We start from the raw sequence: 18,701 nt of genomic DNA on the forward strand, positions 1-18,701 counted from the left end.
GTGCTAAGAAGATGGACGTCCTCAAGGCTGTCCGCGCTATCACCGGTCTCGGCCTTAAGGAAGCTAAGGACCTCGTCGAAAAGGCCAACAGCGTCGTTAAGGAAGCTATGCCGAAGGCTGACGCTGAAAAGCTCAAGAAGGAATTGGAAGATCTCGGAGCAAAGGTCGCTCTGAAGTAATGCTTTCACTTCACTGAATCTTTTTTACGCCAATCGCCTGCACTTCCGTGCGGGCTTTTGGTGTATTAAGATTTTCTGCTTTTTCTACCGAAAAAAGCCCATGGCAGCAAGGTCAAGAAGATAGTCATTCTTAATATTTTTCTACCTTTGGTGCCAACATTTAGCTCTTTACCGGATGAGGTATTTCAAATGACCACGGAGAGAAAGTCATACTCCTCCAACAAATTCCAGTTGGAACTCCCGTACCTGATTGAAGTCCAGAAGGCTTCGTACGAGCAATTCCTCCAGAAGGATATTCCGCAAGAAAAACGTCTCAAGGTTGGCTTGGAACGCGTGTTCCAGGACATTTTCCCGATTACTGACGTCAAGGGTCTCTACTCCCTTAATTACGAAGGTTACTATTTCGGCATCCCGAAATACAGCATCCCCGAGTGCCGCGAACGTGGACTTACTTACTCCATGGAATTGTTCGCCACTCTGTCTTTGCAGATTTTTGAAGAAGACGGCGAAGACCGCAAGCTCAAGGAAGAAGTCAAGAATGACGTTCTCGTTTGCGAACTCCCGATCATGACTGAAAATGGTACGTTCATCGTCAATGGCGCTGAACGCGTTGTCGTTTCCCAGTTGCATCGTTCCTACGGTGTCAGCTTCGACAAGGAAATGCAGGTTACCGGTCGTGACGACTACAAGAGCCGTATCATCCCGCACCGTGGTGCTTGGGTTGAATTCAACACCGAAGGTGACATCCTTTACCTCATCATCGACCGTAAGAAGAAGTTGGCTGCATCTGCCATGCTTCGTTGCATCGGATTCGAAACCACTCAGGACATTCTCAAGCTCTTCTACAAGAAGACCGAAACTGTCAACGTTGCTGAAATGTCCGAACAGTTCGATGAAAACGGCGTTTGCGTTCTCATCGACCGCATCATTTTCGAAGACATCATCGACACCAGCACTGGCGAAGTTATTCTCGAAGCCAACACTGTTATCGACGAAAAGAAGTTGGACCGCCTCCGCGAGAGCAGCGTAGAATCTATCGTTCTCCTCTCCAAGGAAGAAGACAACCTCCTCATCCACTACACCCTCGCTGCAGACAAGACCAAGTCTCGTGAAGATGCTCTCAAGGCTATCTACTCCGTCACTCATCAGCAGCAGGACGAAGCTCCGGATATGCGCACTGCCGAAATCTACTTCGACAGCCAGTTCATTTCCGATCCGCACAAGTATGACCTTGGTGAAGTCGGTCGTTACCGCTTGAACACCAAGATTTACAACAAGGCCGAAATCCGCGAAGTCCTCGCAGAACTTGGTCCGGAATTCAAGATTCCGTCCCTCAATACCATGACCATGAGCAAGGCAGACTTCCTTGCCATCATCGAATACATGGTCGGCCTCTACAACGGCACCGAAGGTTACGCTCTCGATGATATCGACCACTTGGGCAACCGTCGTACCCGTTCCGTTGGCGAACTTCTCGCTAACCAGATTTCCGTTGGCCTCAGCCGTATGTCTCGCGTCATCCGCGAAAACCTGAACCTCCACGGTGAAGACGAACAGACCACTCCTCGTGAACTGGTCAACACCCGCATGGTGTCCACCGTCGTCCAGGCATTCTTCGGCTCCAGCCAGCTGTCCCAGTTCATGGACCAGATGAACCCGCTTTCTGAATTGACTCATAAGCGTCGTCTCTCCGCTCTCGGTCCTGGTGGTCTTTCCCGCGAACGCGCAGGCTTCGAAGTCCGTGACGTGCACTACACTCACTATGGCCGTCTCTGCCCGATCGAAACTCCGGAAGGCCCGAACATCGGTCTTATCAACTCCCTCGCTTCCTTCGCTGTTGTTAACCACTTCGGCTTCATTGAAACCCCGTACCGTATCGTGGGCCTCATTGACTTCAAGGACGCAAAGGGCAACACTGTAAAGGTTCCGGAATCCAAGTGGCATTTCGGTATCTTCAAGGCTTTCGTTCATGACCCGCACCTGTTCCTGGAACTTGAACTTTCCAAGAAGCAGATGGACCAGGTCCGCATGACTTTGGACAACACCCAGCGTGACTTGTTCGATGGCTTTGTGAACAAAGTATTTGCATTCAAGGATGCTGATGGTCAGGTGACCTACTACCGTAACGGCTTCACCGTTGAAAACTTCAACGGCAAGGCTGACTACGAACAGGTCGGCAACTGTGTCGAACAGATCGTTTCCGACTACATCACCTTCCTCACCGCTGACGAAGAAGACTCCTTCCGCGTCGCTCCGGCTTCCACCGAACTCACTGACGACAATCGCTTCAAGGGCGACATGGACGGTCTCGTAATCGTTCGTGACAAGAGTGAATACACTCACCTCATGCGTCAGGATTCCTTCGAACTGGATGACATGGAAACTGAACGTATCGACCTCATGGACGTTGCTCCGATGCAGATCGTTTCCGTTGCAGCAGGTCTTATCCCGTTCCTTGAACACGACGATGCTAACCGTGCATTGATGGGTTCCAACATGCAGCGTCAGGCTGTGCCTCTGCTCCGCGCAGAAGCTCCGGTCGTTGGCACTGGTCTGGAACGTCGTGCCGCTCTCGACTCCGGTACCGTTGTCCGTGCTAAGCACGACGGTCGCGTGAAGTTCGTTGACGCTCGTAACGTTGTCGTTGAACGCGGCGACATGGTCGACGGCAACTTCGTTCCGCTCACCGGTCTCGGCGAAGACTATGAATTCCTCGGCAAGGATCCTATCGACGAATACGTTCTCCGCAAGTTCGAACGTTCCAACCAGGATTCCTGCATCAACCAGAAGCCCATCGTTAACGTTGGTGACTTCGTCAAGGCTGGCGACGTGCTGGCTGACGGCGTTTCCACTGACCACGGTGAACTGGCTCTCGGTAAGAACATTCTCATCGGCTTCTTGCCGTGGAATGGTTATAACTACGAAGACGCAGTTATCATCTCCGAAGAATTGGCTATCAAGGACACCTTCACTTCCATCCATATCGAAGAATACGAATTGGAAGTTCGCGACACCAAGCGTGGTCCGGAAGAACTGACCCGCGAAATCCCCAACGTTGGCGAAGATGCTCTCCGCAACTTGGACGAAAACGGTGTGATCCGCGTTGGTGCCGAAGTTACCGCTGACGATATCCTCGTCGGTAAGGTTACTCCGAAGGGCGAAACCGAACTTTCTCCTGAAGAACGTTTGCTCCGTGCAATCTTCGGTGAAAAGGCCGGCGATGTCCGCGACTCTTCTCTGAAGGCTCCTCCGGGAATGAAGGGCATCGTGCTCGAAACCCGCATCTTCAGCAAGAAGGAAAAGTCTGACAAGAACAGCAAGGAAAAGGATCAGGAAACTATCGCAGAAATCCGCGCTAACTTCCAGACCCAGATCGACAAGATCAAGGATTCCTGCTCCGAACACTTGTTCGAACTCCTCGGCGGCAAGGCTGCCGGCAAGGTGATGGACAACGAAACTCACGAACTCCTGATTCGCGAAGGCACTACCTATACCGAACAGAACCTCGCCATGATCGACGTGACCAAGGTTTCTCCGGCTTCTACCTTCGTTGTCGGCGACGACGAACTCCAGGAACGTGTCCTCACCCTCGTGCTCGTTGCACGTGATAACCTCGATACCCTTACCCGCACCATGGAAAAGGAAATTGACAAGGTGACTAAGGGCGATGAACTCAAGCCGGGCGTTCTCAAGTCCGTCAAGGTCTACATCGCCAAGAAGCGTTGCCTCTCCATCGGTGACAAGATGGCAGGTCGCCATGGTAACAAGGGTGTCGTGTCCAAGATCGTTCCGGTCGAAGACATGCCGTTCACCGAAGACGGTCGTCCGCTTCAGATCCTTCTGAACCCGCTGGGCGTGCCTTCTCGTATGAACATCGGTCAGGTGCTGGAAGTGCACTTGGGCTGGGCTGCAAAGACCCTCGGCTTCAAGGTTACGACTCCCGTGTTCGACGGTGCAAAGTTCGAAGACATCTGTGAAGAACTTAAGAAGGCTTACGAAAAGAACCCGATCGTTAACTACGAAATGGATCCGGACAATGGCAAGATCATTGGTAAGGCAAAGCTTTACGACGGTAAGACCGGTGAAGCATTCCTCAACCCGGTTACCATCGGTTACATGTACTACCTCAAGCTGGGCCACTTGGTAGACGACAAGATTCATGCTCGTTCTATCGGTTCCTACGCTCTGGTTACTCAGCAGCCTCTCGGCGGTAAGAGCCAGTTCGGTGGTCAGCGCTTCGGTGAAATGGAAGTGTGGGCTATGGAAGCTTACGGTGCCGCTTACACCTTGCAGGAACTCCTCACCGTCAAGTCTGACGATGTCCAGGGCCGTTCCAAGGTCTATGACGCCATCGTTCATGGTCAGAACACTCCGAAGCCGGGTGTACCTGAATCCTTTAACGTTATGATCCGCGAAGTTCGTTCTTTGGGTCTGAACATCCAGACCAATGGAGACAAGTAATATGGTCGAAGAAATTGAACGTGAAAATTCTGGTGATATTTCCATTCACCTTGCAGCTCCGGAAATGATCCGTAGCTGGTCTCACGGCGAAGTGACCAAGCCGGAAACCATTAACTATCGTTCTTTCAAGCCCGAAAAGGATGGTCTTTTCTGCGAAAAGATCTTCGGACCTGTGAAGAACTGGGAATGTAACTGCGGTAAGTTCAAGCGTATCCGTTACAAGGGTGTCGTTTGTGACCGTTGCGGTGTTGAAGTGACTCACTCCAACGTCCGTCGTAAGTACATGGGCCATATCGAACTGGCCATTCCTCTGACCCACACCTGGTTCGTTCGTAACCAGCCGTGCGTCATTGGCGCCCTCCTCAACTTGAGCACCAAGGACCTGGACAACATCATCTACTACGAAAAGTACGTAGTGATCGACCCGGGTACCACTGACCTCGCTCCGAACACCCTCATCGACGAAGCCCAGTATCAGGACCTCTCCGCTGAAGGCCGTAAGTTCGATGCCAAGATGGGTGCATCTGCTATTAAGCAGCTCCTCGACCGCGTTGACCTCGTTGCACTTTCTGCAGATCTCCGCATTCAGGCTCAGTCCAAGTCCCGCACCAAGCAGGAAGACGCCCTGAAGCGTTTGAAGATCGTTGACGCTTTCCTGAAGTCTCAGCGCGACAGCTTCCGTAACTACTACGAAAACCCGGAAAAGGCTATGAAGCAGGATGCTCAGCAGCCGTGGCTCCGTGGTCTCGCAGAAGCCGTTGCTGAATTCAAGGTTTCCTACGAAGCTTCTCACGACAAGTTCATTGTCGCTGACGCATACGACGAATTCCGCGCAAAGTATCCGTCCGAATCCCGCTTGCTGGCTAACCAGCCGTCTTGGATGATCCTCGACGTTCTTCCGGTGATTCCGCCTGATCTGCGCCCGCTCGTTCCGCTGGAAGGTGGCCGTTTCGCTACTTCCGACTTGAACGAACTCTATCGTCGCGTCATCAACCGTAACAACCGCTTGAAGAAGCTCATTGACATCCGTGCCCCGAACGTCATTCTCTGCAACGAAAAGCGTATGCTGCAGGAAGCAGTGGACCAGCTGTTCGATAGCGGCCGTCGTACCGCACGTACTGGTTCCGCACGTCCGATGAAGAGCCTCGCTGAACTCTTGAAGGGTAAGCAGGGTCGCTTCCGTATGAACCTCCTCGGTAAGCGCGTTGACTACTCTGGTCGTTCTGTGATCGTCGTCGGTCCGGAACTTCGCATGCACCAGTGCGGTCTCCCGAAGCGTATGGCCTTGGAACTTTACAAGCCGTTCATCATCCAGCGTTTGGAAGAAGAAGGTATCGTATATACCCTCAAGTCCGCTAAGAAGTACGTTGATGCAGAACGTCCTGAAGTTTGGGACATCCTCGAAGAAATTATTGAAGACCATCCGGTTATGTTGAACCGTGCTCCGACGCTTCACCGCCTCGGTATCCAGGCCTTCTACCCGAAGCTCATCGAAGGTAATGCAATCCGCCTCCACCCCCTCGTCTGTACTGCATTTAACGCAGACTTCGACGGTGACCAGATGGCTTGCCACCTTCCGCTTTCCTTCGAAACTCAGTTGGAATGCCGCGTCCTCATGCTGTCTTCCAACAACATTCTTCACCCGGCATCCGGTCAGCCGATTGCTGTGCCGGGCCAGGACATCGTGCTCGGTCTTTACTACTTGACCAAGCCCCGTCCGGGTCGCAAGGGCGAAGGCATGCACTTCTTTGACGCCGCTGAAGCAGTCCGTGCTTACGAAAACGGTGTCGTTGATCTGAACGCCTACGTTTACCTCAAGCTCCCTGCAGGTCGCAAGATCTACATCGGCGCTGTGGAAAAGGATTGCGTCATGACCCGTGAATCTGCCGACGATAACGGCAACTGGGATGTGAACGTCAAGGCTGGCGACAAGATCAAGTTCCTTACCCTTAAGGAAGAAAACATTATCAAGACCACTGTCGGTCGAATCATCTTCAACGAATTCGTTCCGCCGCAGCTCGGCTACGCCAACGAAACCTTCGGTAAGAAGGTTATCGCCAAGTCCATTGACGACCTCTATCGTCGTACCGGCAACCGCATCACGGTTGACTACCTTGATGACCTGAAGGCCAATGGTTACAAGTGGGCTACCCGCGCTGGTTCCTCTGTGGCTATCGCCGAAATGGTGATCCCGAAGGAAAAGCAGGAAATGCTCGACAAGGCTGCAGAAGCTGTGTCCCGCATCCGCGGCCTGTACGAAGACGGTGTGATTACCGATGGCGAACGTTACAACCAGGTTGTTGACGTTTGGTCTAAGACCACCGCAGAAGTCGCTGCTAAGCAGTGGGATCTTCTCTCCGGTGACCGTGACGGCTTCAACCCCGTTTACATGATGGCTGATTCCGGCGCTCGTGGTAGCCGTGAACAGATTAAGCAGCTGTCTGGTATGCGTGGTTTGATGCAGAAGCCGACTAAGTCCCTCGATGGTCGTGAAGTTATTGAAAACCCGATTAAGTCCTGCTTCCGTGAAGGTTTGAACGTAATGGAATACTTCATTTCTTCTCACGGTGCTCGTAAGGGTTTGGCTGATACCGCTATGAAGACCGCTGACGCAGGTTACCTTACCCGCCGTCTCGTCGACGTAGGTCAGGACCTCGTGGTTACCGAAGAAGACTGCGGTACCACCAACGGTATTGAAGTTTCCGCATTCAAGGACGGTGATGACACCATCATCGCTCTCGAAGAACGTCTCCTCGGTCGCGCACCGGTTGAAGACATCAAGCATCCGGTCACTGGCGAAGTGATCGTGAAGGCTGGCGAACTCGTTACCGAACGCGTCCTCCCGAAGATTACCGCAACTGGTCTGGAACACATCAAGATGCGTTCCGTGCTCACTTGCGATTCCCGTACCGGTGTCTGCTCCAAGTGCTATGGCCGTATGCTGGCTTCCGGTCGCCCTGTTGACCTGGGCGAAGCCGTGGGCGTGCTCGCTGCACAGTCCATCGGTGAACCGGGTACTCAGCTTACCCTCCGTACCTTCCATATCGGTGGTGCTTCCTCTCGTCTTGCTGTTGAAAACAACAAGAAGGCTCTCGTTGACGGCCGCGTCGAATTGACCGACGTTGAAACCGTTGAACACGAAGGCCAGAAGATCGTGACCAGCCGTATGGCAGAACTCGTGATTTTTGACAAGACCGGCATTAATAAGGGTCGTTACCAGATTCCTTATGGTGCAATCCTCTCCGTAACTAACGGCGCTTCCGTTAACAAGGGCGACGTGATGTTCGAATGGGATCCGTATAACAGCCCGATTATCAGTAACGTTGCTGGTAAGGTCGTGTTTGCGGACATGGTCGAAAACCGTACCTACCGTTCCGAAACTGACGAAGTTACCGGCGTTGAAACCTGGACCGTGATTAGCGATAAGCAGCACGGTAAGAAGGACCTCCATCCGGCAGTCGTCATCGTAGACGCCAACAACGTAAAGATTGGTAACTACATGCTTCCGGACGGCGCTATCCTCACCGTGAAGTCCGGCGATGCTGTAAGCGTTGGTCAGACTGTTGCTAAGTTGCCGCGTGCAGCTGGTAAGACCCGCGATATTACCGGTGGTCTTCCCCGCGTTGCTGAACTCTTCGAAGCTCGCGTTCCGAAGGGCAAGGCATTCATCGCTCCGATCGACGGCTTGGTGAGCTACGGTGAAGAAGTTCGCAACAATCAAGTTGTTATTATCAAGATGGACGACCAGGAAGAGAAAGTGCTGGTTCCCCGCGGCGTCCACTTGGCGGTCAACGAAGGTGACCGTGTCCGTGCTGGTCACAAGATCAGCGAAGGCAGCGTAGATCCTCATGACATCCTCGATGTTCTCGGACCTGAAGAAGTCCAGCGTCACTTGGTGAACGAAATCCAGGCAGTTTACCGCCTGCAGGGTGTGGCTATCGCAGATAAGCACATCGAATGTATCGTTCGTCAGATGATGCGTAAGGTGAAGATCAAGGATTCTGGTGATTCCGAACTGCTTCCGGGCGAAGAAATTTCCAAGGCTCGTCTCCGCGCCATCAACGACCAGTTGGAAGCTGTTGGCAAGACTCCGGCGACCTTCACGCCGATGCTCCTTGGTATCACGAAGGCTTCCTTGGCAACAGACAGCTTCATCTCTGCCTGTTCCTTCCAGGAAACCACTAAGATCCTTACCCGCGCTTCCATCGAAGGTAGCGTGGACCCGCTCATGGGCCTTAAGGAAAACGTGATTATGGGTCGTCTTATTCCGTGTGGTACCGGTGCCCGCCATCTGAGGAACGTCCAGGTGGTCGATGCCGATGCAGCATTGGAAGCTGAGACACGTCCTTACAGTACTCAGGTCGAATTCGAAGATGAAATCGATACCGGAATCCAGATGATGGACAACGAAATCGGTGCTTCTGACGAAGAAGATTCGGAGAATTAACCCTAAGTACTTGAAATAATTGGAAATAAGAACTATATTTGCACTCCAAAATCTAGGAGATTAATAAAGTGCCTACTATTCAACAGCTCGTCCGCAACGGACGTGAACAGATCAGCAACAAGACCGCTTCCGTGGCCTTGAAGTCCTGCCCCCAGAAGCGCGGCGTTTGCACCCGTGTCTATACCAGCACCCCGAAGAAGCCGAACTCTGCTCTTCGTAAGATCGCTCGTGTGCGCCTTTCCAACAAGATGGAAGTTACCGCTTACATCCCCGGTGAAGGCCACAACCTCCAGGAACACTCCATCGTGCTCATCCGCGGTGGTCGTGTGAAGGACGTTCCGGGTGTTCGTTACCACATCATCCGTGGCACCCTGGATACCCAGGCTGTTAACGGTCGTCAGAACGGTCGCTCCAAGTACGGTGTCAAGAAGAAGGGCGCCGCTCCTGCAAAGAAGTAATAAGGAAAGGAAGGTAAAACATGTCTAGAAGAAGAAAGGCTCTCCATCGCTCTATCCTCCCGGATCCGCGTTACAAGTCTACCCTCGTTACCGAACTCGTCGGTGTCGTTCTCAAGCAGGGCAAGAAGACCATCGCTGAACAGATCGTTTACACCACCCTCGAAACTCTCGACAAGAAGATCGAAGGTTCTGAAACCGCTCTCGAAAAGTTCGAAATGTGCCTCGACAACATCAAGCCGCGTCTCGAAGTCAAGTCCCGTCGTATCGGTGGTGCAAACTACCAGGTTCCGATGGAAGTTGCACCGGACCGCGCTAAGGCTCTGGCTCTCCGCTGGTTGCTCGATGCAGCTCGCAAGCGCACCGAACCGAACATGGCTCAGCGTCTCTCTGCAGAACTCGTTGCTGCAAAGAACGGTGAAGGCAATGCTGTCCGTAAGAAGAACGATACCCACAAGATGGCTGAAGCTAACAAGGCTTTCGCTCACTTCCGTTTCTAATTCTTGCGATAGTAAAGAATATCCTAGAAGAGAACCTGTACTTACGGTGCAGGTTCTTTTTTGTTGTAGAATGGACCTGCGAGAAATCGCAGGCCCTTTTTTACTTATATTAAGCGTGGGGATTAGCGCTGTTGGGTGCGCGTTAAAAAAAAGGGGAACCATGCGTTCGATTAAAGTTTTCATGTTGTTGTGTGTCCTGGTTTCAGGACTCGCTTTTGCTCAGGAACCTGTCAAGCGTCAGTCGCGACTGTTCATGGATGTGGAACTGGGGCTATCCCATTCTCATTACGGCTATCCGTCTAAGGAATTCGATGGTCTAGGCCCTGTGGTTGACCTCAAGTTTGGCGGGGCTCACAGCAGCCAGTCTTTCGTCTTCTTCGCGGCGGTCAAGTATTCCCAGGTGTTCGGTTCCATCGGTAGTATGGATGCTTCCGGCTATCGCTTCTTCTTGGGTGGCGGCACCGCGTGGTATCCCTTTGACGGAGGCGATTCTCCCATGCATGGCGCCTTTGTCGGTGTATCGGCAGGTATCATGATGATTGCCGCTGACTGGAGAGGGCAGAGCATGATGGACACTTTCGCAATGGGTTCTACTTGCGAAATAGAGGAGCAGGGCTTTAGCCTTGCATTTGAGCTTGGCAAGACCTGGCCTATTACTGAAAAGTGGAGATTGGGCTTCGTTGTAACCTCGGCCGTGGATTTACCAGTCCGCTATGGGGAGGGTAAATACGAAAATGACCTATATTCTATTGGCGCGAGCGTTAGGTTTGCAAGAAAATAAGGTTAAGAAAGGAGAGTTTGTATGAAGGTTATCAAGGCTGCCTTGCTGATGGTTTCTGCCCTTGCGGCCAGTGCCTTTGCGGGCTTTTATGCGGACCTTGGAACCGGCCTGACCTACTCCTATTTCCAGGTGGAGGACAAGCCCTACTACGTTTCCAAGACGGATGCGGGCAAGACCTATAGCGATAGTTCCGCCAACACAGTCAAGGTGGATTCCGACCGTCAGAAGTTTACTGGCATTGGCCCTGGCTTTGATCTTAAGGTGGGCTATGCCTGGGAGTATGGCGCCTTGTTTGGGGACTTCGGCCTGAGCATGGGTTATGGCTCCCATGAGGGCGAAGACTACTTTGTTGTCGAGGATTGCGCATACGCGAAAACCAACGCGGAGAAGTGTATCGGCCATGAGAAGTATGAATTGCAGCAGTCCAGCTCCACCCGTTTCACTGCCGCGGCAGGCTTTATGCTTACGCCTTTCGGAGGCACGGAGGCGATGTCCCGCATGTCCGGATTCTACTTTGGCGCCTCCTGCGGTTTCTCCCTTGTAGAAACATCTACGGACGATTCCGAATATGCGAACCACCGTTCCACCCTTAGCGACTTGGGCCTGGGCCTCCAGGTTGAAATCGGCCAGAAGTGGCTTATCGCCGGCCGTTGGGATACGGGCTTCTCCATCATTGGTTCCTGGGATTTCCCGGCCAGGTATTCCGACGGAATCGCACCAGAGAGCTATTACACCATCGGTGCGCAGATCCACGTGTCTAGACATTAGTTTGTTCTTAATTTGCTAGAGTCGATTAATTCATGAAGTGTCAAAAGCTCATTGTGCTGTTGCTAGCCTGCTTGTGCGGGCTTGGCAGTTTGTGTTTTGCTAGGCTGCCTGAAGGGCGCTATGATAATGACAATGGCGCGTCAAAGAAAGCCTACTACGATAAGATGAAGTCGACTGAGGCTAGCCTGAAGAAAGATTCTGATTTCGTGAAACTGGTTCAGGCTTATGACATTTTTAAGAAGTATGCCGTAGAGATTCGTACGACCCGTTTTGACATGGAAGCGTTTCGACAGTTGAATTGGGATGAGGAGTCTATTGAAATTCCAAAAGATGGCGATCCTGTAGATTATGCGTTGGGGGGTCGTGTGTGGGTTGTTAGAATGGGCGATTCTATAAAGCAGGCGAAAGTTGTTGATTCTGTCAATACGTTGAATCATCCGTTCTTTGAAAGAATCCACCAGCGATCCGAAAAGGTCTGTAAGAATCGCGTTTTGAATAACGATACCTTGAAAGAATTGAGTGACGTACTTTTGGCATGGTATCTGAAAAACGGCAAGAAAGATTACTTTGTTGAAAAAACAGAAATCTATTATACGACGAAACCATGTGTTATGGAAGACGTAGATGATTACGTTGATTTAATCGGTCGTACTGTTCAGGAATGCCGAAACAAATTTGAGGATTATCAAAAAATTGATACGCTTTGCGTGGACACCAAAGGCCTTGATTTTAAGAGAATGTTTTTGACGAATGAAGATGAGGAAGCGTTAGACGTCTTTTCGGGCTGTGATCGTTGGACAGGAAGTATGAAGGTAGAAGACGATCGATACAACAAGAACGGATTCCTGCCTTTTGAGATTGGCTACAACAGTGTTGACATGTGTTTTGACTATGGCCCGTACATAGGGAGAATTAATCTGGATTTAGAAAATGGCAAGGCGACCGTCGAAAGCGGGCTTGCCGCATATAATTTCAAAAAAATTGATGGCGTATGGAAATATGTGAATTTTTCGGTGGACGGATTTATTAACTAGGATTTCAGATGGCTTTTAGTAAACGGTTTCTTTATGTGTTTGCCTTGATTCTCCTTTATATGGTGAATGTTTCTTGTTTTGCTATCCAGCCTGAAGGGGGGAAGGAAGAAGCCGTAAGATGGTGGATGTTGGATTATCCTGCTCGAGAAAATGCCTATTGTAAAATGGTGGATACGACGGAGGCTCGTCTAGAAAATGATACTGCATTCATTCAACTGAAACGCGCTTATGAAATTTTTCAGCAGTATGCTGTAAAGACAAAGGTGCCGAGTTTGCTATATCCTGAGGACTCGGGACGCACTGATGAAATATTGACTGTGAAGCGGACCAAAATCGCCGACTCTATCAAGGCTTTAAGTTATCCCTACTTCGAAAGATTGCACCAACGATCAGAACTTGTCTGTAAAGACAGGGTGTTGCAAAATGACACATTAAAAGAATTAAGCAAGATTCTTTTGGCGTGGTACACGAAAACTGGCAGGAATGAATATTTCGTTGAAAGAATGAATGTTGCCTATACCACACAGCCTTGTGTTCAGAAACCTCGAAGACCGCAAGCCCCGGGTACTATGAGACTAGTCCTTGATTCAATAGGGGATTACGAAAGTAACTGTGAAGCTCGGGATTACATATATGCAGATACCTTGTGCGTTGATACGAGAGGAACGAAATACAAGAGAATATTCTTGACGTATGATGATGAGGAAGAACTGGATATTTTTTCAGGGTGTAATCGCCTCAAGGGGGTAATGGAGTTCGAGTATGATCGTTATGACATGAACGGATTTATGCCCATTGAAACCAGTTTGAATCAATACGATATGTGTTTTGATTACGGCTCGAGTTCCTTTGATCATGTGAATCTGTATTTGGACAAGGGAGAGGCTTACCTACCTAGCGGCTGTGATATTTTCAAATTCAAGAAGGTTGATGGTGTTTGGAAATATATGGGGATGTTCGTGGGGCTTTGCTTCCATTGATTACTTGTTCTTTTTCGCCCCCATTTCTTTCACCCTTTACTACAAACATTTTCACAATTGTTCTATATTTTGTGTAGTTGAAATTTTTTCACTCTAACCAAAGGTCAAATAATGGCTTCTAAAATCAAATCCGTTGTTGCTCGCCAGATCCTCGACTCTCGCGGCAATCCTTCTCTCGAAGTTGATGTTACTCTTGAAAACGGCGTGACCGGTCACGCAGCTGTCCCGAGTGGTGCTTCCACCGGTGAACGCGAAGCTTGCGAACTCCGCGACGGCGACAAGAAGACCTACCTCGGTAAGGGCACCCTCACCGCTGTTAAGAACGTCAACACCAAGATTGCTAAGAAGCTCGTCGGCATGGATCCTTCCAAGCAGGTCGAAATCGATGACGCTATGATCGCTCTCGACGGCAACCGCATGCTCAAGAACAAGCTCGGTGCAAACGCTATCCTCGGCGTTTCCATGGCTGTTTGCGTTGCTGCTGCTAACGACGCTAAGATGCCGCTCTACCAGTACATCGCTAAGATGCACGGCACCACCAAGCTCACTCTCCCGTGCCCGATGTGCAACGTCATCAACGGCGGTGCTCACTCTTCCGCTCCGATCGACTTCCAGGAATTCATGATCGCTCCGGTTGGCGCTAAGACTTTCTCCAAGGGTCTCCAGATGGTGACCGAAATCTTCCACGCTCTTAAGGCTGTCCTTAAGAAGGCTGGCTTCGACACCACCGTTGGTGACGAAGGTGGCTTCGCTCCTGGTGTTTCCATCAAGCCGGCTAAGAACAAGTTCGGTTATGAAATCACTGGCGTTATGACCCTCGAAAAGGCTCTCGACGCTCTCAAGACTGCAACCACCAATGCTGGTTACAAGTTCGGCACCGACATCAAGATCGCTCTTGACGTTGCTTCTTCTGAATTCTGCGACAAGAACACCAAGAACGGCAAGCCGGAAACCTACACCTTCAAGAAGTCCACCAAGAAGACCCTCAAGTCTGCTGACATGGTGAAGCTCTATGAAAAGCTCATCGACAAGTATTCCATCTTCTCCATTGAAGACGGTCTCGATGAAGCTGACTGGGCAGGTTGGAAGGTTATGACCGACAAGCTCGGTTCTAAGCTCAACCTCGTGGGTGACGACCTGTTCGTTACCAACCCGACCATCTTCGACGAAGGCATCAAGGCTGGCATCGCCAACGCTATCCTCATCAAGGTGAACCAGGTTGGTTCCGTTTCTGAAACTCTCGCTGCTATCAAGCGCGCTCAGAACGAAGGCTATGCTCCGATCGTTTCTCACCGTTCCGGCGAAACCGAAGACACCTTCATTGCTGACCTCGCTGTTGGTACCGCTGCTGGCCAGATCAAGACCGGTTCTCTCTCTCGTACCGACCGCGTCTGCAAGTACAACCGTCTTCTCCGCATCGAAGAAGAACTTGGCAAGGCTGCTGTCTACGCTGGTGATCCGCGTAAGGCTGCTAAGGCTGCAAAGCCGGCTGCTAAGAAGGCCGCTTGCAAAAAGTGCGCTAAGTAATTTTTAACTCTGTTAGAAATTGAAGAGAGCTCCGACTTAGGTCGGGGCTTTCTTTTTTTTTGTGGTCGCAACTTTTTGATTTTGTACAAACTAATTCATCAGATCCCGTTATTGATGAGGGCTTCACCTATGTCGCGGAAAAAATGGGAATGGCGGTTCTGTCCTATTTTGTAAACTTTTGGAAACTGTTGAAAATCGGTGTTGCGATTTTATTACTCGCTGTAAACGATATTTTCCCAAATAAAAAAACATTTTGTTTTTTAAAAACTATATTACGAGAGAAATTTTTTTCACAGAAGCTTGATTTTAAGCTTATAAACGAGGACACAAATGATTGGATTGAAATCGATTGCCAGAACGGCCGTTGCGCTTTCTGCTGCAGGCGCTCTCCTTTCCGGTTGCGGCGACGCTTCGGATGGTAGCCTTGCGGGCGGCGCTTTGCCCCGTCAGGAAACGCTCTACTTGTCTGGTCAGCAGACTTCTGCTCCGGGTTCTTTCAACCCCTTGGCTGAAAGCTGGGCTGCATCTTGGCCGGTAGGTGGCCGCTTCAACTTGATGTATGAACCGCTCATCACCTATAACTCCCTCAACGGTCAGATCGAAGACCTTTTGGGCCACTTGGTTGAAGAACTCTCCAACAACGACAGCATCGTTGTGGACTTGAACCCCGCTGCAAAGTGGAGCGATGGCAAGCCGGTTACCTCTACCGACGTTACCTTCATGTTCCTCCGCGGTTCTTTGAACACTGCAGAACAGATTTCCGCAATTCACGTCGACACCTTGAAGAACGGACCGGAAGGTCAGGTTACCGAACGTCTTTCCTTCATGGTTAACAAGCAGGCTCGTAACAACCCGCTTACCGTCCGTGACTTGCTCCAGGCAACCCGTATTGCTCCGTCTCACGTCTTCGAACCCATGATCAAGGAAAAGGGTCTGGACGAAGTCAAGAAGATGGCTATGGACCAGAATCCGGTCGTTTCCGGCCCGTATGGTCTCCGCTCTACCAACGAAACCAAGATCGTTCTCGAACGTCGTGACGACTACTGGGGCAACGCTGCTCTCCACAATGGTCAGCTCCCTGCTCCGAAGTACATCGTTCACCCGATTTACAAGAACAACGAACATAACACCATCGCAATGCGCGAAGGTAACTTGGACGCTTCTCAGAGCTTCATTCCCCGTATCAACCGCAAGGCCGGCGCAGGCGTCCACACCTGGTGGAACGAACCGCCTTACTTCCGTCCGGGTGCAATGCCGATGCTCGTCATCAACACCACTAAGGAACCTTTGAACGACAAGCGTTTCCGTCGCGCTCTTGCTACCGCAATCGACTACAACGCTCTCCGTCAGTTCGCAGTCTCCAACTACACCTCTACCCTCAAGGCTGGCCTCATCATGCCGACCGACCTCGAAGGCAAGTATATTGTTGACGAAGACCTCCCGAAGTACGGTGCAAACCTTTCCATCAACGACGACGCAGAACGTCTCGCTACAGTTAAGCAGATGCTTACCGAAGCAGGCTACAAGTCTGTGTTCAATTCCGATGGTTCCCTGGACCACATGGAAAACGCCAAGGGCGAAAAGCTCCCCACTCTCTCCATTACTTCCCCTGCTGGTTGGACCGACTGGGAAGCTATGGTCACCATCGCTGTCGACGGTATGCGTAAGGCTGGTATCGACATTCGCGAAGGCTTCGTAGATGGCGGTGCTTACTGGCCTGCTATGGGTCTCGGCAACTTCGACCTCGTGATGCACAAGCCGGTTGCTGACGTTACCCCGTCTCTCCCGTGGAGCCGCTTCAACGAAATCATGTCTTCTCGTGACTGGCAGCCGCTTGGTGGCTGGGCTGGCGTGAACATCGGCCGTTACAACAAGCCGGGTTCTCCTGAATACCGTCCGGAAGTCGACAAACTGTTGTCTGCAATTCCTCTGATGACTGACTCCACCGAAATCGCTAAGGCTTACCGCGAACTGAACAAGATCTTCATGGAAGATCAGCCGTCCATTCCGCTGGTATACCTCCCGGAACAGTTCTACGAATTCAGCGACCGCGTATGGACCAACTGGCCCACCGCTGAAAATCCGTATGCTCCTGCCCAGCTTCCTTGGGTAGCATCCGGCACCAAGATTCTCTGGAACTTGAAGCTTGCTAAATAAAGGTAAAAGGAATACAAATGCTTAAACAATATCCTATGCTACGCTATGTCCTGCAGAAGGGGTTCTGGTATGTCCTGACCTTCATTTTTGCAGTGGCATTGAACTTTGCGCTGCCCCGTATCGGCGGTAGCGATCCGGTCGATATCATCATGGGTCAGGCCGGTAAGGGCCTTTCTCCGACTGAAGCTCAGTTGAAGAAGGCTGAACTCCTGGTTTCCTTCGGCATGGCCGAAACCGATGACCAGGGCAACGCTGTCTATGAACCGCTGGTCGACGAAAACGGCCAGATGGTCACCAAGAAGGTTGCCAAGCTCGACGAAAACGGCGCTCCTGTTACCACCAAGTACATGGTCAAGGACGTGGACGCTGAAGGCAACCCGGTGATGGTCGAACGCCAGAAGGTTGACGCTGAAGGCCTGCCCATGTTCGAAGAAAAGCCGGTGCTCGACGCAAAGGGCAAGCCGGTCATGATCAAGGACAAGAAGACCAAGAAGAAGGTTGCCAAGGTTGAACAGGTTGCAGTTATGGAATCTGTCCAGTCTGAACACGAACAGATCGATACCGTCATGGTCGACGAAGTCGTCATGAACCCGGAACCGAAGCGTGCTTCTGCTGTGTCTCAGTTCTTTGCTTACATTGGCAACGTTTTCAAGGGTGACCTTGGTAAGTCCTATACCAACAACACTGAAGTTACCACCATCATCAAGAATGCTCTTCCCTGGACCCTCCTCATCCAGGCTCCGACCATTCTCCTTGGCTGGATCATTGGTAACCTCCTCGGTGCCTTCGCTGCTTACAAGCGCGGCATCTTCGACAAGGTGTTCTTCCCCTGCGCCATGTTCTTGAACGGTGTTCCGTACTTCGTGTTCGGTATGCTCCTCGTGGCACTCTTCTCCATCACTCTCGGCTGGTTCCCGGCTGTGGGTAACATGAGCCCGGATATTCAGGAATTCTCCTTCTCCTGGACTTGCTTGAAGAGCGTCGGTTGGTACTACATTCTTCCGTTCTTCTCTTGCTTCCCGATTCTTCTCTCTGGTCAGGCAACTGGTATGCGTTCCATGTCCATCTATGAACTTGGTACCGACTACATGAAGTATGCTAAGTGGCTGGGTCTTAAGGAAGGCAAGATCATTAGCTATGTGTTCCGTAATGCAATGCTCCCGCAGCTCACCGGTCTTGCCCAGTCTCTCGGTGCAATGGTGGGTGGTGCTCTCATTACCGAAATGATCTTCTCTTACCCGGGCCTCGGCATGGCTATGCTCGACGCCATTAACAAGCAGGACTACGCAACCATCCAGGGTTGTACCTTGATGATCTCTACCTGCGTGCTTATTGCTAACTTCGCCGTTGACGTGTTGATCGCAATCTTCGACCCGCGCGTTAAGGCTGGTCTCCAGATGGGAGGTAAGTAA

At 51.2% G+C, this 18,701-nt stretch carries 12 protein-coding genes; all 12 read left to right on the forward strand.

The annotated features are described in order from the left end of the window. Positions 1 to 179, forward strand: a 179-nt coding sequence (locus MJZ25_02010; GenBank protein ID MCQ2122938.1) for a ribosomal protein L7/L12, incomplete at its 5' end; no start/stop codon positions are given. Positions 180 to 368: 189 nt separating this feature from the next. Continuing rightward, positions 369 to 4,640: a DNA-directed RNA polymerase subunit beta gene (gene rpoB / locus MJZ25_02015; GenBank protein MCQ2122939.1), complete on the forward strand. Its 4,272-nt coding sequence runs from the start codon at positions 369 to 371 to the stop codon at positions 4,638 to 4,640. A gap of 1 nt (position 4,641) precedes the next feature. Further along, positions 4,642 to 9,087 (forward strand): DNA-directed RNA polymerase subunit beta', encoded by a 4,446-nt coding sequence (gene rpoC / locus MJZ25_02020; protein ID MCQ2122940.1) that lies wholly within the window; start codon positions 4,642 to 4,644, stop codon positions 9,085 to 9,087. Positions 9,088 to 9,155: 68 nt separating this feature from the next. Then, entirely contained in the window at positions 9,156 to 9,545 is a 390-nt protein-coding gene (rpsL, locus tag MJZ25_02025; protein ID MCQ2122941.1) for a 30S ribosomal protein S12, read from the forward strand. Between the two features lie 20 nt (positions 9,546 to 9,565). Further along, positions 9,566 to 10,042: a 30S ribosomal protein S7 gene (rpsG, locus tag MJZ25_02030; protein ID MCQ2122942.1), complete on the forward strand. Its 477-nt coding sequence runs from the start codon at positions 9,566 to 9,568 to the stop codon at positions 10,040 to 10,042. A gap of 160 nt (positions 10,043 to 10,202) precedes the next feature. Continuing rightward, positions 10,203 to 10,823, forward strand: coding sequence for a hypothetical protein (locus tag MJZ25_02035; GenBank protein MCQ2122943.1), 621 nt, complete (start codon positions 10,203 to 10,205; stop codon positions 10,821 to 10,823). A 21-nt stretch (positions 10,824 to 10,844) separates the two neighbouring features. Continuing rightward, positions 10,845 to 11,591 carry an outer membrane beta-barrel protein gene (locus MJZ25_02040; protein ID MCQ2122944.1) on the forward strand — a complete coding sequence of 249 codons (747 nt, stop codon included), beginning with the start codon at positions 10,845 to 10,847 and terminating at the stop codon, positions 11,589 to 11,591. A 32-nt stretch (positions 11,592 to 11,623) separates the two neighbouring features. After that, positions 11,624 to 12,625 (forward strand): hypothetical protein, encoded by a 1,002-nt coding sequence (locus MJZ25_02045; protein ID MCQ2122945.1) that lies wholly within the window; start codon positions 11,624 to 11,626, stop codon positions 12,623 to 12,625. An 8-nt stretch (positions 12,626 to 12,633) separates the two neighbouring features. Then, on the forward strand, positions 12,634 to 13,605 hold the full coding sequence (locus MJZ25_02050; GenBank protein MCQ2122946.1) for a hypothetical protein: 972 nt from the start codon (positions 12,634 to 12,636) through the stop codon (positions 13,603 to 13,605). Positions 13,606 to 13,716: 111 nt separating this feature from the next. After that, a complete protein-coding gene (eno, locus tag MJZ25_02055) occupies positions 13,717 to 15,132 on the forward strand; it encodes a phosphopyruvate hydratase (protein ID MCQ2122947.1) in 1,416 nt (471 codons plus the stop codon). 330 nt (positions 15,133 to 15,462) lie between these two features. Further along, complete coding sequence (locus MJZ25_02060) at positions 15,463 to 17,289, forward strand: ABC transporter substrate-binding protein (GenBank protein MCQ2122948.1); 1,827 nt, start codon at positions 15,463 to 15,465, stop codon at positions 17,287 to 17,289. Positions 17,290 to 17,306: 17 nt separating this feature from the next. Further along, positions 17,307 to 18,701 carry an ABC transporter permease gene (locus MJZ25_02065; protein ID MCQ2122949.1) on the forward strand — a complete coding sequence of 465 codons (1,395 nt, stop codon included), beginning with the start codon at positions 17,307 to 17,309 and terminating at the stop codon, positions 18,699 to 18,701.

It is taken from the genome of Fibrobacter sp. (assembly GCA_024399065.1).
GTDB lineage: Bacteria > Fibrobacterota > Fibrobacteria > Fibrobacterales > Fibrobacteraceae > Fibrobacter.